This window comes from Streptomyces daliensis (genome assembly GCF_054782395.1).
Genome location: NZ_BAAGSO010000094.1, coordinates 559270 through 581854, shown reverse-complemented (window position 1 = coordinate 581854; position 22585 = coordinate 559270). Strand labels below are relative to the sequence as shown.

General features: G+C 72.1%; 22 protein-coding genes and 1 tRNA gene. 17 read left to right on the top strand and 6 right to left on the bottom strand.

The window, feature by feature from the left end:
* Positions 1-79 precede the first annotated feature (79 nt).
* Positions 80-1303, bottom strand: a complete 1224-nt coding sequence (locus tag ACYVOO_RS25030) for a helix-turn-helix domain-containing protein (RefSeq protein ID WP_461017935.1) — start codon at positions 1301-1303, stop codon at positions 80-82.
* A 326-nt stretch (positions 1304-1629) separates the two neighbouring features.
* Between ACYVOO_RS25030 and ACYVOO_RS25025 the strand changes: the two genes are divergently transcribed.
* Positions 1630-2217 carry a flavoprotein gene (locus ACYVOO_RS25025; protein WP_461017934.1) on the top strand — a complete coding sequence of 196 codons (588 nt, stop codon included), beginning with the start codon at positions 1630-1632 and terminating at the stop codon, positions 2215-2217.
* Positions 2218-2499: 282 nt separating this feature from the next.
* Here the strand turns inward: ACYVOO_RS25025 and ACYVOO_RS25020 are convergent, their stop codons facing one another.
* Together ACYVOO_RS25020 and ACYVOO_RS25015 are read right to left on the bottom strand one after the other, a co-directional pair.
* Complete coding sequence (locus ACYVOO_RS25020; protein ID WP_461017933.1) at positions 2500-3138, bottom strand: HAD family hydrolase; 639 nt, start codon at positions 3136-3138, stop codon at positions 2500-2502.
* Positions 3139-3504: 366 nt separating this feature from the next.
* Positions 3505-3849, bottom strand: coding sequence for an SH3 domain-containing protein (locus tag ACYVOO_RS25015; RefSeq protein WP_461017932.1), 345 nt, complete (start codon positions 3847-3849; stop codon positions 3505-3507).
* A gap of 321 nt (positions 3850-4170) precedes the next feature.
* Between ACYVOO_RS25015 and ACYVOO_RS25010 the strand changes: the two genes are divergently transcribed.
* The 5 genes from ACYVOO_RS25010 to ACYVOO_RS24990 all read left to right on the top strand — a co-directional run bounded on the left by ACYVOO_RS25010 (position 4171) and on the right by ACYVOO_RS24990 (position 10020).
* Positions 4171-4890: a GntR family transcriptional regulator gene (locus ACYVOO_RS25010; RefSeq protein WP_461017931.1), complete on the top strand. Its 720-nt coding sequence runs from the start codon at positions 4171-4173 to the stop codon at positions 4888-4890.
* 105 nt (positions 4891-4995) lie between these two features.
* Entirely contained in the window at positions 4996-6003 is a 1008-nt protein-coding gene (locus ACYVOO_RS25005) for an ADP-ribosylglycohydrolase family protein (RefSeq protein WP_461017930.1), read from the top strand.
* A gap of 83 nt (positions 6004-6086) precedes the next feature.
* The gene (locus tag ACYVOO_RS25000; protein WP_461017929.1) at positions 6087-7580 is read left to right on the top strand and encodes a purine-cytosine permease family protein; all 1494 of its coding nucleotides are present in this window, start codon (positions 6087-6089) and stop codon (positions 7578-7580) included.
* Complete coding sequence (locus ACYVOO_RS24995; RefSeq protein WP_461017928.1) at positions 7577-8614, top strand: PfkB family carbohydrate kinase; 1038 nt, start codon at positions 7577-7579, stop codon at positions 8612-8614. The genes ACYVOO_RS25000 and ACYVOO_RS24995 overlap by 4 nt, the downstream gene beginning before the upstream one ends.
* A gap of 134 nt (positions 8615-8748) precedes the next feature.
* On the top strand, positions 8749-10020 hold the full coding sequence (locus tag ACYVOO_RS24990) for an NAD(P)/FAD-dependent oxidoreductase (protein ID WP_461017927.1): 1272 nt from the start codon (positions 8749-8751) through the stop codon (positions 10018-10020).
* Between the two features lie 181 nt (positions 10021-10201).
* On the opposite strand, the gene ACYVOO_RS24985 is transcribed toward ACYVOO_RS24990, so the two are convergent.
* Complete coding sequence (locus ACYVOO_RS24985; protein ID WP_461017926.1) at positions 10202-10654, bottom strand: iron chaperone; 453 nt, start codon at positions 10652-10654, stop codon at positions 10202-10204.
* A 163-nt stretch (positions 10655-10817) separates the two neighbouring features.
* Here ACYVOO_RS24985 and ACYVOO_RS24980 point away from each other — a divergent pair, with 163 nt between their 5' ends.
* Positions 10818-11453 (top strand): TetR/AcrR family transcriptional regulator, encoded by a 636-nt coding sequence (locus ACYVOO_RS24980; RefSeq protein WP_461017925.1) that lies wholly within the window; start codon positions 10818-10820, stop codon positions 11451-11453.
* Here the strand turns inward: ACYVOO_RS24980 and ACYVOO_RS24975 are convergent.
* A tRNA-Met gene (locus ACYVOO_RS24975) sits at positions 11451-11524 on the bottom strand. The two genes, ACYVOO_RS24980 and ACYVOO_RS24975, sit on opposite strands and share 3 nt — an antisense overlap.
* Before the next feature lie 261 nt (positions 11525-11785).
* Between ACYVOO_RS24975 and ACYVOO_RS24970 the strand changes: the two genes are divergently transcribed.
* The 4 genes from ACYVOO_RS24970 (at position 11786) to ACYVOO_RS24955 (ending at position 15364) form a co-directional block, all read left to right on the top strand.
* A complete protein-coding gene (locus ACYVOO_RS24970; RefSeq protein WP_453347786.1) occupies positions 11786-12232 on the top strand; it encodes a MarR family winged helix-turn-helix transcriptional regulator in 447 nt (148 codons plus the stop codon).
* A 317-nt stretch (positions 12233-12549) separates the two neighbouring features.
* Complete coding sequence (locus ACYVOO_RS24965; RefSeq protein ID WP_461017924.1) at positions 12550-13164, top strand: restriction endonuclease; 615 nt, start codon at positions 12550-12552, stop codon at positions 13162-13164.
* 200 nt (positions 13165-13364) lie between these two features.
* A complete protein-coding gene (locus tag ACYVOO_RS24960) occupies positions 13365-14696 on the top strand; it encodes an HAD family hydrolase (RefSeq protein WP_461017923.1) in 1332 nt (443 codons plus the stop codon).
* Between the two features lie 86 nt (positions 14697-14782).
* On the top strand, positions 14783-15364 hold the full coding sequence (locus ACYVOO_RS24955; protein WP_461017922.1) for a hypothetical protein: 582 nt from the start codon (positions 14783-14785) through the stop codon (positions 15362-15364).
* A 42-nt stretch (positions 15365-15406) separates the two neighbouring features.
* Here the strand turns inward: ACYVOO_RS24955 and ACYVOO_RS24950 are convergent, their stop codons facing one another.
* On the bottom strand, positions 15407-15937 hold the full coding sequence (locus tag ACYVOO_RS24950; protein ID WP_461017921.1) for a hypothetical protein: 531 nt from the start codon (positions 15935-15937) through the stop codon (positions 15407-15409).
* Positions 15938-16181: 244 nt separating this feature from the next.
* On the opposite strand from ACYVOO_RS24950, the gene ACYVOO_RS24945 reads away from it, so the two are divergent.
* From ACYVOO_RS24945 to ACYVOO_RS24920, 6 genes are read left to right on the top strand one after another with little or no spacing between them, the layout of a single operon-like run.
* A complete protein-coding gene (locus tag ACYVOO_RS24945; RefSeq protein WP_461017920.1) occupies positions 16182-17069 on the top strand; it encodes an FAD binding domain-containing protein in 888 nt (295 codons plus the stop codon).
* A 2-nt stretch (positions 17070-17071) separates the two neighbouring features.
* Positions 17072-17656 carry a (2Fe-2S)-binding protein gene (locus ACYVOO_RS24940; RefSeq protein WP_461017919.1) on the top strand — a complete coding sequence of 195 codons (585 nt, stop codon included), beginning with the start codon at positions 17072-17074 and terminating at the stop codon, positions 17654-17656.
* Positions 17653-20049 (top strand): aerobic carbon-monoxide dehydrogenase large subunit, encoded by a 2397-nt coding sequence (locus tag ACYVOO_RS24935; RefSeq protein WP_461017918.1) that lies wholly within the window; start codon positions 17653-17655, stop codon positions 20047-20049. Before ACYVOO_RS24940 ends, ACYVOO_RS24935 begins: the two co-directional genes overlap by 4 nt.
* Before the next feature lie 18 nt (positions 20050-20067).
* On the top strand, positions 20068-20997 hold the full coding sequence (locus ACYVOO_RS24930; RefSeq protein ID WP_461017917.1) for an XdhC family protein: 930 nt from the start codon (positions 20068-20070) through the stop codon (positions 20995-20997).
* Between the two features lie 3 nt (positions 20998-21000).
* Positions 21001-21888, top strand: a complete 888-nt coding sequence (locus ACYVOO_RS24925) for an AAA family ATPase (RefSeq protein ID WP_461017916.1) — start codon at positions 21001-21003, stop codon at positions 21886-21888.
* Positions 21889-21948: 60 nt separating this feature from the next.
* Entirely contained in the window at positions 21949-22581 is a 633-nt protein-coding gene (locus ACYVOO_RS24920) for an SRPBCC family protein (protein ID WP_461017915.1), read from the top strand.
* Positions 22582-22585: the final 4 nt, after the last annotated feature.

Sequence of the window (22585 nt, the reverse complement as noted above, 5' to 3'; positions counted from 1 at the left end):
CCCCATGCGTCGGCGTGATCAGTTCACTACTGACCGTATGAACGCAGAGGGTGCAGAAGGGCTACAGAACGTCGTCCTTCTACACGGCGCCGACCCGCATCCCGAGTTCCACCAGACCGCTCCGGCGCTGGGTACGGATCATCGTGCGGACCGTTTCCCTCACCGCGGGATTCATCCGGGTCTGCTGCGGAGCGATCTTCTCTGCCGTCAGGAACGCGCTCAGGGCCTCGTCTCGCTGGCTGTTGTACCAGTAGCCCCTGCCGACATCGATCCAGTGATGCCCCCGGCGCTCCGCGCTGTAGTCGGCTGGAAGGTCCCGGTTCACGTGTTCAGCGGTGCGCACCGCCTCCCTGCCCCGGCCCCGCTCCACGCACAGGGACACGGACCAGATCGCCGTGTTCGTCGGACCGAACTGGAGCTGGAAGTCGTTGCGGTCCCCGCCGAGCTTGTCGGCGGCTTCCCGGGCATGCTCCAGGTGCCGGTCCGTAGCTCCGCCGTCACCACCCCGGGCACCGTTCAGCGCGGCCTTGAGATGGAAGGCGCCGGTCAGTGAGGTCGCTTCAGGGGTTCGAGGCGTACCCAGCCCGCGCAGTGCCGTGTCGATGATGTCGGCCGCGTCGTGGTGCTCGCCGATGCTCAGATACTCCCCTGCCAAGTACCAGTTGGCCGCGTGCACCAACAGCGGATTCTCGGTCTGCTCAGCGGCCCACACCACCCGCTCTACGGCCAGCGTGGATTCAGCATCGCGACCGAGCTTGTAGAGGAACTGCATGCTGCACTCGTACGCGGACATCAGCAGCGCGTACGCCTGGCGCCGAGATTCCCCTTCGAGGACGTCCACGGCCACCTGCACGTCACGTAGCAAGCCGGGAAGGACTTCAGCGCTGCGGGGCAGGGCAGAGGACTGCCGGGCAGCATTGGCCTGGGCGACACGTTGGGTGAGGCTCACCAGGTCCACGCGAGAGGCTTCCTCATCCGTGGGCCGGGCCGGGCGACCGTGCCGCAGCAGGGCTCGGCGTACCCCGGCGATCGCTGCGACGACCTCTTGTCCTTCCTGGTCCTCCGGAGTGTAGGGCTGGCCGGTGATCTCAGCAGGGTGACAGTCCAGGGCGCGGGCGAACTCCAGGATCACGGAGCCGCGATCGAGGCTGCGGCGGCCTTGCTCGAATGCCTTCACAGCGGCGAGGGAGTAGCCGGTTTCGCGGGCGAGACGGCTTTGTGTCCAGCGACGCCCCCGGCGCAGCCCGGCCAGTCGTGAGCCGTTACTCCGGGTCGCAGGCGGCATGTCAGTGAAGCGCTGCATACAGGCTCCTCGTTCGGCTTCGACACCAAAACGGTACGCCTCGGCAAGCGCCAAGAGACAGTCATTGCCCCCACCACACAGCGGGGGTCTTCGTCATGCCGGGTCCTTCGCGCCTCGGGTGACTGTGCCGTAACGCCGCCACGTCGCGCGAACCGGAACGGGCGGTGGAGCTGGCGCGCGAAGCCGCCGGGGTCGTGCAGGACACTGGATCAGCGCGCGATGCGGGAGTTGGAAGCTGTGGCTACGGCCCTGGCGCCATGGCGAGCTGACCAAACCGGCTGGGACATCGGCGAGGTGCTGGCACCTGTCCGCGAGGGAGTGTGACCGTGGCTGAGACACTGTCGAAGGCGGATTGCTGTGGTGAGATGCGGAGCATGACTGCTCGCGTGCTGCACCTGCTCGGCTCCGCCGCTCCGCCCATTACCTACCTGCCTGACGCCATCACCCTTGCGCAGAGTGATGGGTGGGAGGTGTGTGTCGGGTTGACGCCCACTGCCGCAGAGTGGGCGGAGGCCCACATCCCGCACATGGAGACAGCTTCGGGGCATCCCGTGCGAGTGGTGCCCCGACGTCTGGGCGAAGGCGCCGTCTGGCCGCCTGCCGATGTGACGATCCTGGCGCCGGCCACGCTGAACACGATCAACACGTGTGCTCTCGGGCTGACTCCCAACGTCGTCACCGGCGTCATTGCGGAGGTGCTCGGGAAGCGTCAGCCCTTGGTGGTGATGCCCTGCCTGAATGACGCCTTTGCCACGCATCCTCAGTTCGGCCGCAGCGTCGAGACGTTGCGTGGCGCGGGAGTGCGGGTGCTGCTCGGCGAGGGGGGATTTCAGCCGAACCCGCCCGGAGAAGGACGGCCGAAGGAGTACCCGTGGCACCTGGCTCTCGCTGCCGCCCATGAGGCGCTCGCATAGCCATGCCGTAGTAACCTGCGCCCCTGCTGCGGCAGGCTGGGCCTGGTGGAAGAGGCCGCACGATTGTGGGGCCAGCTCATCCCCGTGGCTCCGGCCTCGGCCCGTCGCGACGTCGGCGTGTGGTCGGCGCGGTCGGCCGTTGCCTCCGCCGCCATACGCGAACCGGAACGGGCGGTCGAGCTGGCGCGCGAAGCCCTCGGAGTCGTGCGGGACACCGGATCAGCGCGCGCGATGCCCCGCCGAAGTGCTCCTTCGCCGCGGGGCGTTCGTGCGTCCGTGTGCTTACGGGTGGGCGAGCGCGGCGGTCAGGTCGAGGATGCTGTCGATCCGGAAGTCCGCCGGGATGTCGGCGTCGTCGGCCCACAGATGTCCCCACGGGCCGCGCCGGATCAGGCAGGTGCGCAGCCCGGCCGCGCGGGCCGGGACGATGTCGTTCGCCGGGTGGTCTCCTACGTACACGGTCTGTGCCGGGGCGGTTCCCGCCGTCTGGAGTGCTCGTGCGAAGAACGCCGGGTCCGGTTTGGCGGTGCCCCACTCCTGGGAGGTCGAGATGCTGTCGGCGGGCAGTTCCAGGCCCCGCAGCAGCGCGCCCGCCCGTGCCGTCTGGTTCCCCGCGATGTGCACTCCGTATCCGGCACCGCGCAGGGCGGCCAGGCCCGGCCTTACGTCGTCGTACAGGTCGCTTTCATCCAACCGCTCGCCCGCCCCTGCTGCCTCCTTCGCGGCGCGCTCGGCGTCGATGTCGATGCCGGGCCGTACGAGGCGGAGGGCGTCGGCGTTGTCGCGGCCCTGCGCGACGACGGCACCGACCAGCGCGGAGAGAGTGTGCCGGGGTACGCCGAGCCAGTCGGCCCACGAGCCCCAGTACCGGTCGTCGCGGGTGAGGGTCTCGCCGACGTCGAAGATGATGCTCGCAATCACCGCACGAACCCTACGGGCCCCGTACCTGCACTATGGGAGCGACCGCGCCCCAACGCTGTGCGCAAGGACAACGCCTGCCACGACCGCACGCTCACAGCCCGCAACGCGGATCCCGTCGGACACCGCCGCGGCGACTGCGCGAGCGGTGTCCGACGGGACGTTCAAGGGGTGCTCATGCGGCGGTCATCCGTGATTCCCCGTTTTCCGTGAGGCTTTCCGGAAAGCCGTCACCGAACTCACGGGAACCCCCTGGTTCTCCACGGAAATCCCTCCCGCATCCCCCCTGCATTCCCCCTGCAATCCCCCCGTTCTTCCGTGGAAGAGTTCCCCCGTGTGTGATGATCCCTTTTTCTCTAGCGGGGCGGATCAGCAGTCCAGATAGGCGACGTGAATCCAGACGCCCGTCCTGCCGCCCCACAGGTCACCCATCACCCAGCTCCCCTCCTTGCCCTTGGCGTTCATCTTCTGGCCCTTGTTCACCTGGCCCAGCACCGGGTACTGGCTGCCAGGCCCGCCCCGGTAGTTGACGCCGTTGTCGTTGACCGTGCACACCAGGTCAAGGCGTTGTGCGGCGGACTGGGACGCCTGGGCCGACGGTGCGGTGAGGGCGCCCGGGGCGGCGAGGGCCGTGACGGGTGCCAGGGCGAGGGTGAGTGCCGCGCATGCCGCGGCGGCTCCGGCGCGGCGGAGGATTTTCGCCGAGATAGTCATTCTTTTCCTTCCCCGTTCCCCTTTTCTCGCGCCCGTGAAATATTCGGGCACGGGAAAAGGAGGTCGAATGGGCTCGTGATGGTGAGATGTCCGTTCGCTTTCCGCCTGCGATGAGCTGAGGTCGGATGCGACCGGGTGAAAGGAATTCTTGTCCCTCACGCCCGCCTTTGGTATCCCTCGATCGTGTGAGGTTATTCCAGAGTGATCCTCTGAAGGGGAAAGGAATTACCGGAAAGGAAATCCTTGGCCATGGAAGGTGACGCAGGGGAAGGTGACGTGGGTCTCTAGACAGGTCCAGACAGGTAGGTCTACGGTGCGGACATGTCCGAACAGGCTCGTAAGCACCAGCGCGTGGCCAGGGTCCTCGGCCGCGAGATCAGGGCGGGCGCCCTGCGCACCGGCAGCCGTCTCCCGGGGGAGCACGCGCTGACCCAGCGCTTCTCCGTCAGCCGCGCCACCGTCCGCGAGGCACTGCGCGCGCTCAACGACGAGGGGCTGATCGCCACCCACGCGGGCATCGGCTCGTTCGTCACCTTCGACGGCACCCCGCTGGACAACCGGCACGGCTGGACCCAGTCCCTCGTGGACCAGGGCGCGTCGCCCACCACCACCGTCCTGCGCCTCGACGTCGCCCAGGACGCGGCGCTCGCCGCCGAACTCGGCCTGTCCGACGCGCGCTTCCTCGCCCTGGACCGCCTGCGCACTTTGCCCGACGGCGCACACGTCTCCCTCGAACGCAGCCGTGTCCCCCTCCACCCCGGGCTGGAGGAGGTGCCCGAGCGCGGACTGTCCGACGGATCGCTCACCCGCACCCTCGCCGAGGCGGGCCTGGTCGTGGCGTCGGGCGAGCAGCGCGCCACCGCCGTCCCCCTCGCACCCGGCGACGCCGCCACCCTGGGCAGGCCGTCCGGCACCTCGTTCCTGCGGGTGCGGCGCACGGGGCGCGGACCCGACGGCGGTCTCGTCGAGCACGTCGTCAGCCTCCTGGACCCCGCCCACTTCGAGCTGCGTACGCGCTTCGGGGAGGCCACGGCGCCCTGACATCCCCGTACGCCGCCACCCCCGGCGCCCGCACCCACCCCCCCCAGCGGCCCACGCCCACAACGCACCCCACTCCACCCCACCCCACCAGCAGAGACAGCGCACATGAACCACGCCACCCGCCGCACCGACCGTGCCCTCGGCGCCTTCTACGGCCTCGCACTCGGCGACGCCCTCGGCATGCCCACCCAGATCATGTCCCGTCAGGCCATCACGGCCCGCTTCGGCCGGGTCACCGGCTTTGAACCGGGCCCGCCGGACAACCCCGTCGCCGCCGGAATGCCCGCGGGGTCGGTCACCGACGACACCGAACAGGCCGTCATCGTCGGCCAGTTGCTCATCGGCTCGGCCGGACGTATCGACTCCGTGCAACTGGCCTCCGAACTCCTCGACTGGGAGAAGGCGATGAAGGCCAAGGGCTCCTTCGACCTCCTCGGCCCCTCCACCAAGGCGGCACTGGACGCCGTCGCACGCGGCGTACCGGTCACCGAGACCGGCAAGAGCGGCACCACCAACGGCGCCGCCATGCGCGTCACCCCCGTCGGGATCGCCTTCCCCGTCGAGCCGCTCGACGGCTTCCTCGACCACGTCGTCGAGTCCTGCCAGGTCACCCACGACACCACCCTGGGCATCGCGAGCGCCGCTGCCGTGGCGGCGGCCGTCAGCGTCGCCGTCGAGGGGCACGGGCTGGAGGCCGCGATGGACGCGGCCGAGGAGGCGGCAGCCGCCGGAGCCCGTCGCGGCCACTGGGCGGCGGGCGCCGACATCGCCGCGCGCATCCGCTGGGCACGCGGACTGGTCGCCGGACGCGGCGAGGACGAGGCGGTGGACACCATCAGCGCGCTGGTTGGCACCAGCGTCGCCAGCCAGGAGTCCGTGCCCGCGGCCTTCGCCGTGCTCGCCCTCGCGGGCGACGACCCCTGGCGCACCTGCCTGCTCGCAGCGAACCTCGGCGGCGACTGCGACACCATCGGTGCCATCGCCGGAGCCGTCTCCGGCGCCGCCGCAGGTCTGACGGGTCTCCCCGCCGAAGCCGTCGCCACCCTCCGCACCGTCAACGACCTGGACCTCGACCCCCTCGTCGACGCCCTGCTCACCCTCCGCGCCGCCTGACGGGCCGCGCCGCCGCCGGACCGGCATGGCACCCGGCGGCCCCTCCCCGCACCCCTGAACCTGAACCGTAAGGAGGTTCCGTCATGAGCGGCTCAAGGACGAGCGAGCGTGTCGGTGCCGTCGAAACCCGGGGCATCGAGCCGGTGCCCGACGGCGAACGGCACGGCCGGGCCAGCCAGATGTTCTGGACGTGGTTCGCCGCCAACATCTCCATCCTGGGACTGCCCCTGGGCGCCACCCTGGTGGCCTTCCGCGGCCTCAACATCTGGCAGGCGGCCCTCGTGGCCGTGATCGGAGCCTTCGGCTCGTTCGCGCTCGTCGGCGCGCTGAGCATCGCGGGCAAGCGCGGCGGCGCACCCGCGCTCACCCTCTCCCGCGCCGTCTTCGGCGCCCGTGGCAACACCGGGCCCACCCTGGTGACCTGGCTGAGCCGGGTCGGCTGGGAGACCATCAACACCACGACCGCCGCCTACGCGCTGCTCTCGCTGCTGGCCATCGCCTTCGGGGTGCGCCAGAACACCGTGCTGACGCTGCTCTGCCTGCTGGTCTTCATCGCCTGCACGCTCCTGATCAGCGGCCTCGGGCACGCCACCATCATGTGGATCAACCGCTGGGCCACCTGCCTCTTCGGGCTGCTCAACCTCCTGGTGATGGGCTTCCTCGTCGCCACCGTCGACTGGACGAAGGTCGCCCACGCGCCCGCAGCGCCGCTCAGTGCCGTCATCGGCGGCATCGGGGTCATCGCCGCCGGCACCGGCATCGGCTGGGCCAACGCGGGCGCCGACTACGCCCGTTACCTGCCCCGTCGCATACCGGGCGGCAGGCTCGTCGTCGCCTCGGCGGCGGGCGCGGGCATCCCGCTGATGCTGCTCATCTCGCTGGGCTCACTGCTCTCGGCGGGCGACGACAGCCTCGCCACCTCCGCCGACCCGGTCTCGGCCATCAACACGATGCTCCCCTCGTGGATGTCCGTGCCCTACCTGATCGCGGCCTTCGGCGGCCTCCTGCTCTCCAACCACCTCTCCGTCTACTCGGCCGGGCTGACCCTGGTCACCCTGGGACTGCGCACCCGGCGCACCGTCGCCGTCGGCATCGACGTCGTCCTCACCTTCGCGGGCGGCATCTACTTCATGCTCGTCGCGAAGGACTTCTACGGCCCCTTCACCACCTTCCTCACCCTCCTCGCCGTCCCCATCACCGCGTGGGTCGGGGTCTTCGCCGTCGACATGCTGCGTCGACGCGCGTACGACGCCGAGGGTCTGATGGACACGCGTCGCGGCAGCCGCTACTGGTACCGGGGCGGCTTCGCCTGGCCCGCCGTCGCCGCGTGGGCCGTCGCGATCGTGGTGGGGCTGCTGCTGACGGAGGCGAAGACCAGCGACACGGACATCTGGTTCTCCGGCCCCTTCTCGCACAGTTGGCTCGGCGCGAACGGGCTCGGCTGGGCCGTCACCTTCGCCGTCTCGGCCGTCCTGTACGCACTCCTGCGCCCCCTGGACCGCACCGTCACGGACGAGGCGGCGCGCGTGGACGAGGCGGCCCGGACCGCCCCGGAAGAGGAGACGATCCCCGCATGACCACTCCGGCCCCCTCTCCGGCCCCCACCTCGACACAGGCCCCGGACCCGGCCCCGCGCCTCGTCCTCGCGGGCAACGTCATCGTCGACGTCGTCCTGCGCGTCCCCCACCTTCCCGAACGCGGTTCCGACGTGCTCGCCTCGGCCCACGGGCTCACCGCGGGCGGCGGCTTCAACGTGCTGGCCGCGGCGCGACGGCTCGGGCTGCCCGCGCTGTACGGGGGAGCGCACGGCACAGGCCCTTTCGGCGACCGCGTCCGCGCGGCGCTCGCCGCCGAGGGCGTCGAGACCGTCCTGCCGCCGCGCGAGGAGGGCGACAGCGGATTCTGCGTCGCGCTGGTCGACGGCGACGGAGAGCGCACCTTCGCCACAGCCCTGGGCGTGGAGGCGACACTGACAGCCGAGGACACCGCCGCGCTGGCCCGGCGGCTGCGCCCCGGCGACCTCGTGCAACTCTCCGGGTACGGGCTCGCCCACCCCGGCAGCGGCCCCGCGCTGGCACGGTTCGCCGCCGGGCTTCCCCCGGACGTGACGCTCTGCTTCGACCCGGGCCCACTGGTCGACGGCATCCCCGAGGAGGTCCTGGCCCCCGTGCTGGCCCGCTGCGACTGGCTCAGCGCGAACCGGCGCGAGGCCCGGCTGCTCACGGGCGTCGAGGAGGAGGAGGACGCGACGGCGGCGCTCCGGGAGCGCCTGGGCGCGGGTGGCACGGGCGGTGCGGGCGACGGTGCGCGTGGCGCCGGTGGTGTCGTCGTGCGCGGTGACGCCTCCGGCTGCTGGGTCGCCGCACCGGGTGAGGCCCCCGCCCACGTGCCGGGCCGCCCCGTCGAGGCCGTGGACAGCAACGGCGCGGGCGACGCGCACGTCGGCGCCTTCCTCGCCTTCCTGGCCCGTGGCGCGGGGCCGCGGGAGGCGGCGCGCGCCGCCAACGTCGCGGCCTCCCTCGCGGTGACCCGGCACGGGCCCGCCACGGGGCCCACCCGCGAGGAACTGGCCACGGTCCTGGGCCCGGGGGACCCGCTGACCGCACTCTGACGGAGACGGCGCACCGCGCGCGGCGGGGCGGCAGGCGGACCAGGGCCGCAGCGACGATCATGCTGAGAGGCGGCGGCCCGGTGCCGTGCGGCCTGGCGACGTCGGATCGTGAGTCTCGTGAAGGGCCACCGCGCATGCACCCGTGCCCCAGCAGCCCCGGCAACCCGCGCGAAGTCCTCGTCGTCGGCGCCGGCCTGGCCGGTCTCGCCTGCGCCCTCGACCTGCGCGCGGCCGGAGTCCCGGTGCGGATCCTGGAGGCGGGAGACGCGGTCGGCGGCCGGATGCGCTCCGACATGGCCGACGGCTTCCGCCTGGACCGGGGCTTCCAGGTCTGCAACACCTCCTACCCCCAGCTCAGGCGCCGCCTCGACCTGCGAGCGCTAGGACTGCGCCCCTTCACACCCGGCGCGCTGATCCGCACGGACGCCGGGATGCGGCGCTTCAGCGACCCCACGCGCGGCCTGCGCGGCTGCGCCGACCTCCTTCCTGGACGCATGGCCTCGGGCTGCGATCTGGCGGCGGTCGCCCGGCTGGCGGTACGGGACATGGCGGGCCCGATGCGAGTGGTGAAGGGCGGCGGGGACCGTACGACACGGGCCGAACTCGCGGAGGCGGGCATCTCGGAGGAGTTCGTCGAGACGTTCTTCCGGCCCTTCCTCTCGGGCGTCTTCCTGGAGGACGGACTGGAGACCTCCAGCCGCTTCTTCCACCTGGTGTGGCGCAGCATGCTGCGCGGGACGCTGTGCCTGCCAGAGGAGGGGGTCGGCGCCGTGCCCGCGCAGCTCGCCGACGGGCTGCCGTCGGGGACGCTGCGGTTGGGGGCGCCCGTCGCGCGGCTGACGGAGGACGGCGTGACACTGGCCGACGGCACCGAGGTGCCCGGCGCCGTCGTCGTGGTGGCCACGGGCGCCGCCGACGCCGGAAGGCTCCTCCCCGGCCTCCCCGTGCCTCCGTCCCGCACCGTGACGACGCACTACCACGCGGCGCCCGCCTCCCCGCTGCGCGAACCGACGCTCGTCATCGACGCGCGGCGCCGCTTCCTCAACACCTGCGTCCTCAGCGAGGTGGCGCCCGCCTACGCGCCCGACGGCAGGGCGCTGATCTCGACCTCCGTGCTGGGGGAGTGCCCCACGGGCTGGGAGCCGCCGCTGCGCTCGGCGCTCGCCGACGTCTACGGCACCGACACCTCGGACTGGGAGCACGTCGCCTCCTACACGGTCAGGGACGCGCTCCCCGCCATGCCCCCGCCCCAGCCCCTGACCCGCACCTGCCGCTTCACGAAGGGCCGCTACGTGTGCGGGGACCACCGCGCGACCGGCTCCGTACAGGGAGCGCTCGCCTCGGGCACGCGGGCTGCCCGTGAGGTGGTCGCGGACATCGCACGGGGCACGGTCGACGCGGGCTGACGGGCTGACGGGCTGACGGGCTGACGGGCTGACGGGCTGACGCGGGCGTCCGGCCCAGGGCACTTCTTCCGGACCGGAGACGGTCCTGGCCGATGAGGCGTGTTCGTCGCGCGCGATCCGCGCCCCTGTCCGTCGGCGCGCGATCCGGAAGAAGGGCCCTGGCCCGTTCACCGGGTGCGCCTCAGCTCACCGCCTGCTTCACCAGCGCGGCGATCCGCGCCTCCGCCTCGGGCGTCACCTCGCTCAGGGCGAAACCGGCTGCCCACATCGTGCCCTCGTCCAGCTTCGCCTGGTCACTGAACCCGAGCGTCGCGTAGCGCGCCTTGAACTTCTCCGCGCTCTGGAAGAAGCAGACGATCTTGCCGTCCAGCGCGTAGGCGGGCATCCCGTACCAGAGCTTCGGCGCGAGCACCGGGGCGTTGGCCGTGATGACGGCATGGACGCGCTCGGCCATGATCCGGTCCGAGTCCCGCATCTCGGCGATCTTCGCGAGCACGTCCCGTGCCGCCTCCGCCGCCTTGTCCGCACGCGAGCCACGGCGCGCTGCCGTCTTCAGCTCTTGGGCGTGGTCCTTCATCGCGGCCCGCTCCTCGGCCGTGAATCCCTCGTGCGTGCTGCTCCCGGTGCTGTTCATGGCAGTTTCCCCTTTGAGGGTCTTGATGTGCTGGATCTTGGGCGCGTGGGTGGCGACATGCCGCCGCACTCAACAACGGCACGGGTCGTGCCGATCGAGACTGCATCCTGCGCGCGGCCCGCGATATTGTCAACGGCACGCCCTGTGCCGTTAGAGTGGCGACATGACTGACACGCCCGCCACGCCGAGGCGCCGAGGCGCCGCGCGCACCGAAGAACTGCTGGAGGTGACCCTCGAGCTGGCCGCGGAGGTCGGTTACGCGGGCCTGAGCATCGAGGCGGTCGGCCGAAGGGCCGGGGTCGGGAAACACACGATCTACCGGCGCTGGCCCTCCATGTCGGCGCTGCTGCTCGACGCGCTCAGCCGCGTGTGGACCAGCGACCTGGACTACCGCGACACCGGGGACGTCCGCGCGGACCTGCGCGAACAGTTCCTGCGCTCGGGCCTCGCCCTGTCCGGCCCGCCCATCGGCCCCGTCTACCGTGCCGTCATCGCCGAGGCGCAGGCTGACACCACGCTGCGGGCAACCCTGCACGAACGATTCCTGGCCACCGTCGAGCAGCGCACCCTCGACCGGATCACCCGCGCCCAGCGCGCCGGAGAACTGGCCGCGGAGGCGAATCTGGAATTCGCCGCCGAGGTGCTGTGCGGCGCGCTGTACTACCGCAGCCTGCTGTCGACCCGACCCATCGACGAGGACGCGGTCGACGGACTGCTGGACATGTTCATGGCCGCCTACGGAAGGGGCGGGCACAAAGCAGTGGAGGCCCGGCGATGCCGGGCCTCCACTGGTGAGTAGCGGGGACAGGATTTGAACCTGCGACCTCTGGGTTATGAGCCCAGCGAGCTACCGAGCTGCTCCACCCCGCGTCGGTGAAATGAACACTACGCCATGCGGGCGCTGAGGCGAAATCCGTTTCGGAAGGTGCGGCGCACCCGGAGCCAATACGCGCCGGAGCGGGCGCGTCCCCTCCCCGCCGGGCGTCGGCCCTCCCCGCCGTACGCCGCGCCCCGACGCCCGACAAGGCCCCCGACCTGCGAGATCTCGCGCGGCCCGCCGGGTGGCAGGGCCTGAACAGTCGTTAACCTGGGTATCTGCGCGGACAGAGCGCGGACAAAGGGGGAACAGGCATGGAGGAACGGCTGGAGGAGCGGCCGATCGCCCAGAGGCTGCAAGCGGCGCGCCGGTGGTTCGAGGAAGGGCTGCTGGCGAGCATGGAGGCGGCGGGCGAGGAGCCCGTCTCGCTGGCCCAGGCATCGGTTTTCGCCTATCTCGACCCGGAGGGCACCTCGATCGCCGAGCTGGCCCGCCGCGCCGGCGCCGCCCGCCAGAGCGTCCATCAGGCGGTGCACGACCTCGTCGGCCGCGGCCTGCTGCACTTCGAGCCGGACCCCGGCTCGCGACGCCGAAGGCTCGTGCGGATGACGCCGGAGGGCGAGCGCCGTCACCGCAGAGCGCTGAGCATGCTGGAGCAGATGGAGCAGGCGCTCGCCGAACGCATCGGCCACGCGCGGGTGGACGCGCTGCGCACCGCCCTGGAGGCCGACTGGGCCGACCCGCCGTTGGTCGTCGCCTGACGGGGCTGCCTGACGCGGTCGCCTGACGCGTTGTCCGACGAGGCCGTCCGACGGGGCGCTCGACGAGGCACCGCCGCCGCGCGTGGCCGGTAAGCGCCGCTGCGCGGAGCCCCGCTCCCGTGCGTCCTTCCGCCCGGGGCCGCGCCCTCCCCACACTGTTGCCAGCATCGGCGACGGCATCAGCGACGGCGGGAGGCTGGGGCGTGGTGGCCGGAGGGCGGAGTCGGCGTGGAGGCCCGCGACGCGGGAGCGTCCGGCGTGCGCTTCCGGCGCGTCGGCGGGCAGCCCTGTGGGCGGGCGGGGGAGTGCTCGCGCTCGTGCTGCTCGCCGGATCGTGGCCGGTCGCGGGCCCGTACGTCCTCGCCGCGCTCCTCCTCGCCGGTACGGGAACGCTCGCCTGGTGGCTGTGGCGCACCGACCGCCAACTGCGCGGCGGGGACGCGGACTGGCGCCGTCAGGAGGAGGTCAGGGCGGGACGGCGGACGCTGGCCGAGGCCGACGGGATGTCGGGGACCGCGTTCGAGGAACTGGTCGCCGGGCTGTGCCGGAGGGACGGCTGCACCGAGGTGCGACGGGTCGGCGGTGCCGGTGACCACGGCGCCGACGTCGTGGGCAGGCTGCCCGACGGCCGTACCGTGGTGGTGCAGTGCAAGCGCTACGCGACCAGCGGCGCCGTGCCCAGCCGTGACCTGCGCGAACTGCTCGGGACACAGCGGCACTTCTGTGCCGAGGCGGCCGTCTTCGTGACGACCACCCGCTTCACGGCTCCCGCCGAAGCCTTCGCCCGTCAGCACGGCATCCTCGCCGTGCACCGCGACCACCTCGGCCTCTGGCACAGCGGCACCCCGTTGACGGCGCTGTTCGCCGTCAACGGCGCGGGCCAGGGCGACCGCAGGCACCGGGCCCGCTGGAAGAAGACGTACGGGATGTAGCCGCAGTCGCAGCCGTAGCCGCGCCGGAACTCCGTGGTCCGGTGCGGTGGAATCATCCGACCAGTGGGGCGAATCCGCGCGCGTGTCTGGACCTCCCCGAGGGGCGTAGATGTACGGTGCATGCGACCCGGCGGTGATCGTTCAGACGGCACCGGACCGGTGTCCGTTCCGCCGTCGCACGTCGCACACCGGAGGGCCCCATGCGCAAGAGAACCGTTACGGGCGCGCTGAGCCTCGCCGCGGCCGTCGGGATCGCGGTTCCCCTGGCCGCCGTCCCCGCAACCGCGGCGCCCTCGGCTGCCACCGCCACCGCCACCGCCACACGTGCCCACTGCCCCCAACTGTCCGCGCGTCCGGGCTGGTACGGCGACAACCGCGAGCGCCTCCAGCGGATGATCGACGAGCGGGGGCTGTGCGGAAAGCGCCACAAGAAGGACGCGGACACGGGGGAGCGAGGGCCGAAGCGGCCCGTCGCCGCGTTCGACTGGGACAACACCGTCGTCAAGAACGACATCACGGACGCCACGCTGACCTGGGCACTCGCGCACGACAAGATCCTGCGGCCCGCGCGCTGGAGCGACACCAGCGCCTGGCTGACCAAGGCCGCAGAGCGTGCGCTCACCGAGGCGTGCGGCACCTCCGTGCCCGTCGGCAGCCCGCTGCCCACCTCGCGCGACACGCGCTGCACCGACGAGATCTTCGAGATCCGCTCCGAGGCGCGGACCATGGACGGCAGCGCCGCGTTCGGCGGCAAGTGGAACCACCGCCGCACGAAGCCCGAATACGCCTGGGTGCCGCAGCTCTTCGCCGGGCACACCCCCGCGCAGCTCACCTCGTACGCACAGCAGGCCAGGGAAGAGGCGCTCGCGGCGCCCGTCGGCAGCGAGCGGAACGTGGGGACCCACACCGTCCCCGGCTATGTCCGCTACTACCCGCAGCAGCGGGACCTGATCCGGACACTGCAACGGGCCGGATTCGACGTCTACATCGTCTCCGCGGGCTCCGAGCCCGTCACGGAGGCGTGGTCGGCGGGGGTCGGGATCGACGCCGGGCACACCATCGCCATCCGCAGCGTCCTGCGCGACGGCCACATCACCACCGGCACCAAGGGCTGCGGCGGGGTACCGGACGGCAAGGGCGACTCCATCCCGTACATCGACGGCAAGCGCTGCTGGATCAACCAGGAGATCTTCGGCGTCGAAGGGCCCGACGCCTGGAAGCGCCAGGACGCCGCGCACCGCATCGCCCTCGGCGGCGGCGACGCCAACACGGACGTCACCTTCGTCGGGGACGCCACCGGGGCGCATCTCGTGCTCAACCGGAACCAGGACGAGATCATGTGCCGCGCCTACGACAACGCGGATGGACGCTGGGTGCTCAACCCGATGTTCATCGAGCCGCTGCCCCGCAAGAAGGACGGCTACCCCTGCTCCACCACCGGATACACGGAGCCCGATGGCACGCTCGGTCCCGTGCGGCGTCTCGACGGCAGCGTCGTGCCGGATCAGGCGGACACGGTGTACGGGGGCTGACGGGACGTACCCCGCGGTTCCCGTTCCGCCCGCCCCTCGACCGGGTGTACGGGAACCGCGACCGTGGCAGCGGCGTCGTAGCGATCATGTATGAGGACGCGGGGCGGCTGATCGACGCCTGGGAATCGGTACGCCACGGTTACTACCCCGGTGACCAGGAGGACATCGACGCGGTGGTCCTCGACTGCGTGGACCGGCTCGACCGCGAACGTGCCCGGCGGAGCCCCGACGCCGACCGCGTCGCGTTCCTGACCTTCGGTCTCGTCCTCATGTACGGCTACCTCGCGTGGGAGCCGGGCCCCGGCGTCGGGGACCGCGCCGTCGCCGCGCTGCTGACCACCGCCCGCGCCGGGGGCGACGACGCCTGCGGCCACCCCTCCCACCCGGCGGACGACGACCTGGAGGCGCAGCTCGAAGGGTTCCCCAGCGTGCTGCGTCTGCTGGCCGACCCGCACGGTGACGGCGACGGGGGCGATGACGGCGAGGGGAAGGGCGCGGGCGCCGACAGGTGGAGCGACCTCGACGACTGGAGCGACCCGTACTCCGGCACCCCCGCGGTGCCCGACGCCGAGTGCCGCTGGCGCTGCCCCCGCAACATCGCCGCGTTCGCGCTGGAGGCCGCCGACGCCATCCGGCCCGGCGCCGCGGCCGACGCTCCGGCAACCTGACCGTCGCTCCCCGCGCTTCGCCTCGGCGGAGGCCGGAGCACGTCAGCCCCCTCCGCCACCCCCGCAGCCTCCCCCTCCACAGCCGCCACCACTTCCGCATCCGCCGCTGCTTCCGCAGCCCCCTCCGCCTCCGTAGCCCCAGCCTCCGCCCCAGGGGGAGCGCCGACGGCGTGAGCGCGCGCGCCGCCGCGCCAGGCGGAGGCAGAGCAGCGCGGCGGCGACCAGCACGGCGCCGGGCACGTGATCCCCGTTCAGGAACATGCCGAGTGCCGCGAAGGAGGTGAACGCGGCGGCCAGCGCCAACGGGGCACCGCGCGCCGCGGCGCGCAGCCTTCCGCGTCCACGTCCGCGCCGGAGGGGGAAGCGGGCCGTCCACACCGCCGCGGCGGCGAGGAGCGCCGCCGCGACCAGCAGGGTGACGGCGCCCGAGAACTTCCTCTCCGCGAGGCCGAGAGCCGCGGCGAAGCCGAAGAGCGCCCCCGTCAGCGCCAGAAGGCCCGCGCAGGTCCGGCAGACGACCTTGGCCGCCGTACTCGGCGTACGCGGTGTACTCGCGGTACTAGTGCGTCCCATGCGCGCCACCCCCTGACAGGGACGACGACGGAGCGGCGGCGAACGGTTGCCGGGCCGGGCACGGACCCGGCACGGACCCGGTGCGGACTCGGTGGGCGCCGTCGGGCACCGCCTTAAGCGACCCCTTAAGTCGCCGTTGACATTCCCGTGCCCCGGGCGCCCAATGTCCCGACATCCGGGGTACATCAGACGGGCGGCCGGGCGCGCACGCGCCATGGCGACGGCGGAGAGGGAGGGGTCGCGGATGCAGGTTCCCGCGCCGTTCGAGTACGAGCGGGCGAGCAGCGTCGACCAGGCGATCGGCGTCCTGGACAGGCTGGGCGAGACGGCGCGGCTCGTGGCGGGCGGCCACAGCCTGCTGCCGATGATGAAGCTGCGGCTGGCCAACTTCGAGTACCTGATCGACATCAACGATCTGTACGACGAGCTGGGTTACATCGTGGCCGAGCCCGGCCGGATACGGATCGGCGCGCTCACCCGGCACCGCGAGCTGCTGGAGTCCGCCGAACTGGCCCGCCACTTCCCCGTCTTCGCCGACGCGGAACGCGTCATCGCGGACCCGGCCGTCCGGAACAGGGGCACCTTGGGCGGCTCGCTCTGTCAGGCCGACCCGTCCGAGGACCTGTCCGCCGTGTGCACCACGCTGGACGCGAGCTGTGTGATCCGGGGCCGCGACGGCGAGCGCGTCGTGCCCATGGAGGACTTCTACCGGGGCCCGTACGAGACGGCCGTGGGCGCCGCCGAGATGCTGACCGAGGTGCGGTTCCCCGTACGGCCGGGCGGTTCCAGCGCCTACGAGAAGGTGGAGCGCCGCGCGGGCGACTGGGCCGTGGTCTCGGCGGGCGCCGCGGTGTGGCTGGACGGCGGTGTCATCGCCGACGCGCGCGTCGGGCTGGCCGCCGTCGGGCCGAACACCACGGGCATGCCGGAGATCTCGCGCACCCTGCGCGGCAGGGCGCCCACCGAGGAGCTGTACGCGCGGGCGGGCGAGATCGCCGCGCGCTCCTGCGAACCGGTCGACGACCGCAGGGGCAGCGCCGCGTACAAGCGCCACCTCGCGGAGGAGCTGACCGTACGGGCCCTGCGCCGCGCGGTCGCTCGCCTCGCGGACGTCGACGGAGAGGGAGTGTGAGCATGCGCGTCACGATGACCGTCAACGGTGAAGAGGTCACCCGGGAGATCGAGGGGCGGCTGCTGCTGGTGCACTTCCTGCGCGACCACCTCGCGCTGACCGGCACGCACTGGGGCTGTGACACCAGCAACTGCGGCACCTGTGTGGTGTGGATGGACGACGAGCCGGTGAAGTCCTGCACCGTGCTGGCCGCGATGGCGGGCGGACACCGCGTCAGAACCGTCGAGGACCTGGAGCGTGACGGCGAACTCGACCTCGTACAGCGGGGGTTCATGGAGTGCCACGGCCTCCAGTGCGGCTTCTGCACCCCCGGCATGATGATGACCGCGCGGGCCCTGCTCGACCGCAACCCCGCACCTACCGAGCGGGAGATCAGGGAGGCGGTCTCCGGCCAGATCTGCCGCTGCACGGGCTACTCCAGCATCGTCCGCTCCGTCCAGTGGGCCGCGGCCGAGGAGGCCGGGACCCGCACGCGCGTCGCATCCGCCGAGGATGCCGAGGATGTCGAGGACGCGGAGGGCGAGGAGGACGCCGAAACCTCCGTAGCCGTCGAAGGCCCCGTGGCCGTCGAAGGAGGTGTCGTGTGAGCACCACGGCGCACCACCGCCCCGTCACCGCGTTCGAGGACAACGACCGCAAGCCCTGCGGCCACGGCCGGATGCTCCGCAAGGAGGACCCGCGCTTCGTGCGCGGCAGGGGCCGCTACGTCGACGACGTCCAGTTGCCCGGCATGCTCCATCTCGCCGTCCTGCGCGCGCCCGTGGCACACGCGCGGATCCTGCACGTCGACACGAGCCTCGCCGAGGCACACCCCAAGGTGAAGCTCGTCGTCACCGGCGCGATGCTCGCCGAGAAAGGCCTCGCGTGGATGCCCACGCTCTCGAACGACGTCCAGGCCGTGCTCGCCACGGACAAGGTGCGCTTCCAGGGCCAGGAAGTTGCTTTCGTCGTCGCCGAGGACCGCTACGCGGCGCGCGACGCGCTGGAGCTGATCGACGTCGACTACGACATCCTCGACCCCGTCATCGACGTCCGCACCGCGCTGGCCCCGGACACACCCGTGATCCGCGACGACATCGAGGGCAAGACCGACAACCACTGCTTCGACTGGGAGACCGGCGACGCGGAGGCGACCGAGGCCGCCTTCGCGCGCGCCGACGTCGTCGTCAGCCAGGACCTCGTCTACCCGCGCGTGCACCCGGCGCCGATGGAGACCTGCGGCGCCGTCGCCGACTTCGACGCCATCGAAGGGCGTCTGACGCTGTGGTCCACCACCCAGGCACCGCACGCGCACCGCACCCTCTACGCGATCGTCGCCGGGCTGCCCGAGCACAAGATCCGCGTCATCTCGCCCGACATCGGCGGCGGCTTCGGCAACAAGGTGCCCATCTACCCCGGGTACGTCTGCGCCATCGTCGGCTCGCTGCTCACCGGCAAGCCGGTGAAGTGGATGGAGGACCGCTCGGAGAACCTCACCAGCACCGGCTTCGCGCGGGACTACGTCATGCGCGGGGAGATCGCGGCCACCCGCGAGGGCCGCATCCTCGCCGTCCGCACCCATGTGCTCGCCGACCACGGCGCGTTCAACGGCACGGCCGCCCCCGTCAAGTACCCGGCGGGCTTCTTCGGCGTGTTCACCGGCAGCTACGACATCGAGGCCGCCTACTGCGCGATGACCGCGGTCCACACCAACAAGGCGCCGGGCGGCGTCGCCTACGCCTGCTCGTTCCGCATCACCGAGGCCGTGTACCTCATCGAGCGGATCGTCGACTGCCTCGCGTACGAACTGGACATGGACCCGGTCCAGTTGCGGCTGCGCAACCTCCTGCGGCCCGACCAGTTCCCCTACACGAGCAAGACCGGCTGGGTCTACGACTCCGGCGACTACGAGCCGACGCTGCGCCGCGCGACGGAGCTGGCCGGATACGACGAACTGCGCCGCGAGCAGGCCGAGAAGCGGGCGCGCGGCGAACTCATGGGCATCGGCGTCGCGTTCTTCACCGAGGCCGTGGGCGCGGGGCCGCGCAAGGACATGGACATCCTCGGCCTGGGCATGGCCGACGGCTGCGAGCTGCGCGTCCACCCCACGGGCAAGGCGGTGGTGCGGCTGTCGGTGCAGTCGCAGGGGCAGGGGCACGAGACGACGTTCGCGCAGATCGTCTCCGAGGAGACCGGCATCCCGCCCGCCGACATCGACGTCGTGCACGGCGACACCGACCAGACCCCCTTCGGCCTGGGCACGTACGGCAGCCGCTCGACGCCGGTCTCGGGCGCGGCGGCGGCGCTCGTCGCGCGCAAGGTGCGCGACAAGGCACGGCTCATCGCCTCGGGGATGCTGGAGGTGCCCGTCACAGAGCTCGCCTGGGAGAAGGGCTCCTTCCACGTCAGGGGCGACCGCTCGGCCTCGGTCACCATCCAGGACATCGCGATGCGGGCACACGGCGCCGGAGACCTGCCGGAGGGCCTGGAGGGCGGACTTGAGGCGCAGATCTGCTACAACCCGGAGAACCTCACCTATCCGCACGGCGCCTACATCTGCGTGGTCGACGTTGACCCGGGCACGGCGCGGGTGACGGTCCGCAGATTCATCGCCGTGGACGACTGCGGCACCCGCATCAACCCCATGATCATCGAGGGGCAGGTGCACGGCGGCCTCACGGACGGCGTCGGCATGGCGCTGATGGAGATGATCGCCTTTGACGAGGACGGCAACTGCCTCGGCGGGTCCCTGATGGACTATCTGCTGCCGACGGCACTGGAGGTCCCGGACTGGGAGACCGGCTTCACCGTCACCCCGTCCCCGCACCACCCCATCGGCGCGAAGGGTGTCGGCGAGTCGGCGACGGTGGGCTCGCCCCCGGCCGTCGTGAACGCCGTCGTCGACGCGCTCAAACCCTTCGGTGTCCGCCACGCCGACATGCCGCTCACCCCCTCGCGGGTGTGGGACGCCATGCGGGGCCGGGCCACACCGCCGATCTGAGGGGGCGAGTGGGACGTGATGACGGGTGGCGAGGGTGCCGCACAGGGCTTCACGGGGCAGGGCCTCGCGGCGCGGGCCAGGGAACTGGCAGCCAACCGCGTGCCGTTCGTGCACGCCAAGGTGGTACGCGCCCAGGTGCCGACCTCGGCACACCCCGGCGACGAGGCGATCGTGCTGGCGGACGGCGCGATCGACGGCTTCGTCGGCGGCGTGTGCGCCGAGAACAGCGTCCGGACGGCGGCCCTCGGCGCGCTGCGCGACGGCGGCTCCGTGCTGCTGCGGGTGCTGCCGGAGGGCGCCGACACCTTCCCCGAATCACCGGGCGCGCGCATCGTGGTGAACCCCTGCCTGGCCGGGGGCGCGCTGGAGATCTTCCTCGAACCGATGCTGCCGCCGCCGCTGATCGAGGTCGTCGGACGTACGCCGGTCGCCGACGCGTTCGTGGCGCTGGCCGACGTGCTCGGGTACGCGACCTCGCGCGCCCTGCCGGGCCCGCTGCCGGAGCACACCGCCGCCGTGGTCGTCGCGAGCCACGGCCGCGACGAGGAGGCGGCGCTGCGGGCCGCGCTCGACGCGGGGGTCGGACATATCGCGCTGGTCGCGGGCCGCCGTCGCGGCACTGCGGTCCTCGACGGACTCGGCCTGACCGAGGCCGAGCGCTCCCGCATCAGCACACCCGCAGGTCTCGACATCGGCGCCCGCAGCGCGCCCGAGGTCGCGCTCTCCCTCCTCGCGGAGTTCGTCGCCGTGCTGAGGGCGGGTGGGGGAGGGGGCGGCGAGGCGGCCGGAGCGGCCGTCACCGTCACGGCCGGTGAGGTCACCGATCCGGTGTGCGGCATGACGGTGACACCCGTGGCCGACACCCCGCAGCTGCGTGTGGACGGCGCCGACCACTGGTTCTGCTCCACCGCGTGCCGGGACAGCCTGGCGCGGACGGCGGGGAGGTAGCGGGTGCCGGACGGCGGGTTCGCGGACGCGGCCGAGGTTCAGCGCCGCCTGGACGAGGTCGACCACCTCGTCGACCACGGCACCGCCACCGCGCTCTTCCTCGCGCTCGCCCTCGACCGCCCGCTGCTGCTCGAAGGCGAACCCGGTGTGGGAAAGACGGCCGCGGCCAAGGCCCTGGCTGCCGCGCTCCGCACCCCGCTCATCCGGCTCCAGTGCTACGAGGGACTGACAGCGGCCGAAGCCCTCTACGAGTGGAACTACCAGCGCCAGTTGCTCGCCATCCGGCTCGCCGAGTCACGCGGCGAGAAACTCACCGACGCCGACCTGTTCACCGAGGAGTTCCTCCAGGACCGCCCCGTACTGAAGGCGATCCGGCACGCCGGGCCCGTACCGCCCGTCCTGCTGATCGACGAGATCGACCGCGCGGACGACGAGTTCGAGGCGCTGCTCTTCGAGTTCCTCGGCGAGTCCGCCGTCACGGTCCCCGAGCTGGGCACCTTCACCGCCGCCAGGCCGCCCGTGGTCGTCCTCACCTCCAACCGCAGCCGCGAACTGCACGACGCGCTGCGCCGTCGCTGCCTCTACCACTGGATCGACTTCCCCGAGGCAGGACGGGCGGCGGAGATCGTACGGCGGAAGGTGCCGGCGGCGAACGAGCCGCTGATCGCCTCGGTCACCGACTTCATCGGCCGCGTACGGCGGCTCGACCTCGACAAGGCCCCCGGCATGGCCGAGACCATCGACTGGGTCTCGGCGCTCGCCGCGCTGCGTGCGTCCCGCCTCGTACGCGCCGACATCCTCAGCACCCTCAGCGCCCTCGCCAAGAGCCCCGACGACCGTACGGCGATCACGGAGGCGCTCGAAGCACTCGGCCACCCGTCGCCCCCTTGATCCGCTTCCGGCCCTGGACGTGGACTGGACCCGGCCCCTGACCTGGACACGGAGGAACCCATGAGGATCGACCACGAATTCAGCGTCGGCGCCCCGGTCGAGCATGCCTGGGAGGTGCTCACCGACCTCGAAGGCATCGCCCCCTGCATGCCGGGCGCCCAACTGACGGGCGTGGACGGCGAGGTGTACGCGGGCAAGGTGCGAATCAAGGTGGGCCCCGTGGTCAGCCAGTACGCGGGCACGGCCAGGTTCGTCGAGAAGGACGACGGCGCGCACCGCGCCGTGATCAGCGCGAAGGGCAAGGACTCACGCGGCGCGGGCAACGCGTCCGCGCTCATCGAGGCGCGGCTGCTCGCCGACGGCGCCCGCACACGCGTCACCGTCACCACCGAGCTGAACATCACCGGGAAGATCGCCCAGTTCGGCAGCGGCATGATCAAGGAGGTCTCGGCCAAGCTGATCGGCCAGTTCGCCGACAACCTGGAGGCCGAGCTGAACGCCACCCGTCCCGCCGAGCCCTCCTCCGTGCCCGAGCCCTCGCCTCCACCCGCCCCTTCACCGGCTCCGGCCGAGGCGCCCCGGCCGCTGGACCTCACCCGTCTCGCGGGCGGTTCCGTCGCGAAGCGGCTGGTCCCGGCGCTGGTGGCCCTCGCCCTCGTCGGCGCCGCGCTCGTGTACGTCGCCGTCCGCTGACGCG

Excerpts from the sequence above, each read along its gene's own strand:
- ACYVOO_RS25030 (WP_461017935.1), bottom strand. The coding sequence starts at position 1,303 with ATGCAGCGCTTCACTGACATGCCGCCTGCGACCCGGAGTAACGGCTCA.
- ACYVOO_RS25015 (WP_461017932.1), bottom strand. The coding sequence starts at position 3,849 with ATGACTATCTCGGCGAAAATCCTCCGCCGCGCCGGAGCCGCCGCGGCA.
- ACYVOO_RS25010 (WP_461017931.1), top strand. The coding sequence starts at position 4,171 with ATGTCCGAACAGGCTCGTAAGCACCAGCGCGTGGCCAGGGTCCTCGGC.
- ACYVOO_RS25005 (WP_461017930.1), top strand. The coding sequence starts at position 4,996 with ATGAACCACGCCACCCGCCGCACCGACCGTGCCCTCGGCGCCTTCTAC.
- ACYVOO_RS25000 (WP_461017929.1), top strand. The coding sequence starts at position 6,087 with ATGAGCGGCTCAAGGACGAGCGAGCGTGTCGGTGCCGTCGAAACCCGG.
- ACYVOO_RS24995 (WP_461017928.1), top strand. The coding sequence starts at position 7,577 with ATGACCACTCCGGCCCCCTCTCCGGCCCCCACCTCGACACAGGCCCCG.
- ACYVOO_RS24990 (WP_461017927.1), top strand. The coding sequence starts at position 8,749 with ATGCACCCGTGCCCCAGCAGCCCCGGCAACCCGCGCGAAGTCCTCGTC.
- ACYVOO_RS24985 (WP_461017926.1), bottom strand. The coding sequence starts at position 10,654 with ATGAACAGCACCGGGAGCAGCACGCACGAGGGATTCACGGCCGAGGAG.
- ACYVOO_RS24980 (WP_461017925.1), top strand. The coding sequence starts at position 10,818 with ATGACTGACACGCCCGCCACGCCGAGGCGCCGAGGCGCCGCGCGCACC.
- ACYVOO_RS24970 (WP_453347786.1), top strand. The coding sequence starts at position 11,786 with ATGGAGGAACGGCTGGAGGAGCGGCCGATCGCCCAGAGGCTGCAAGCG.
- ACYVOO_RS24960 (WP_461017923.1), top strand. The coding sequence starts at position 13,365 with ATGCGCAAGAGAACCGTTACGGGCGCGCTGAGCCTCGCCGCGGCCGTC.
- ACYVOO_RS24955 (WP_461017922.1), top strand. The coding sequence starts at position 14,783 with ATGTATGAGGACGCGGGGCGGCTGATCGACGCCTGGGAATCGGTACGC.
- ACYVOO_RS24950 (WP_461017921.1), bottom strand. The coding sequence starts at position 15,937 with ATGGGACGCACTAGTACCGCGAGTACACCGCGTACGCCGAGTACGGCG.
- ACYVOO_RS24945 (WP_461017920.1), top strand. The coding sequence starts at position 16,182 with ATGCAGGTTCCCGCGCCGTTCGAGTACGAGCGGGCGAGCAGCGTCGAC.
- ACYVOO_RS24940 (WP_461017919.1), top strand. The coding sequence starts at position 17,072 with ATGCGCGTCACGATGACCGTCAACGGTGAAGAGGTCACCCGGGAGATC.
- ACYVOO_RS24930 (WP_461017917.1), top strand. The coding sequence starts at position 20,068 with ATGACGGGTGGCGAGGGTGCCGCACAGGGCTTCACGGGGCAGGGCCTC.
- ACYVOO_RS24920 (WP_461017915.1), top strand. The coding sequence starts at position 21,949 with ATGAGGATCGACCACGAATTCAGCGTCGGCGCCCCGGTCGAGCATGCC.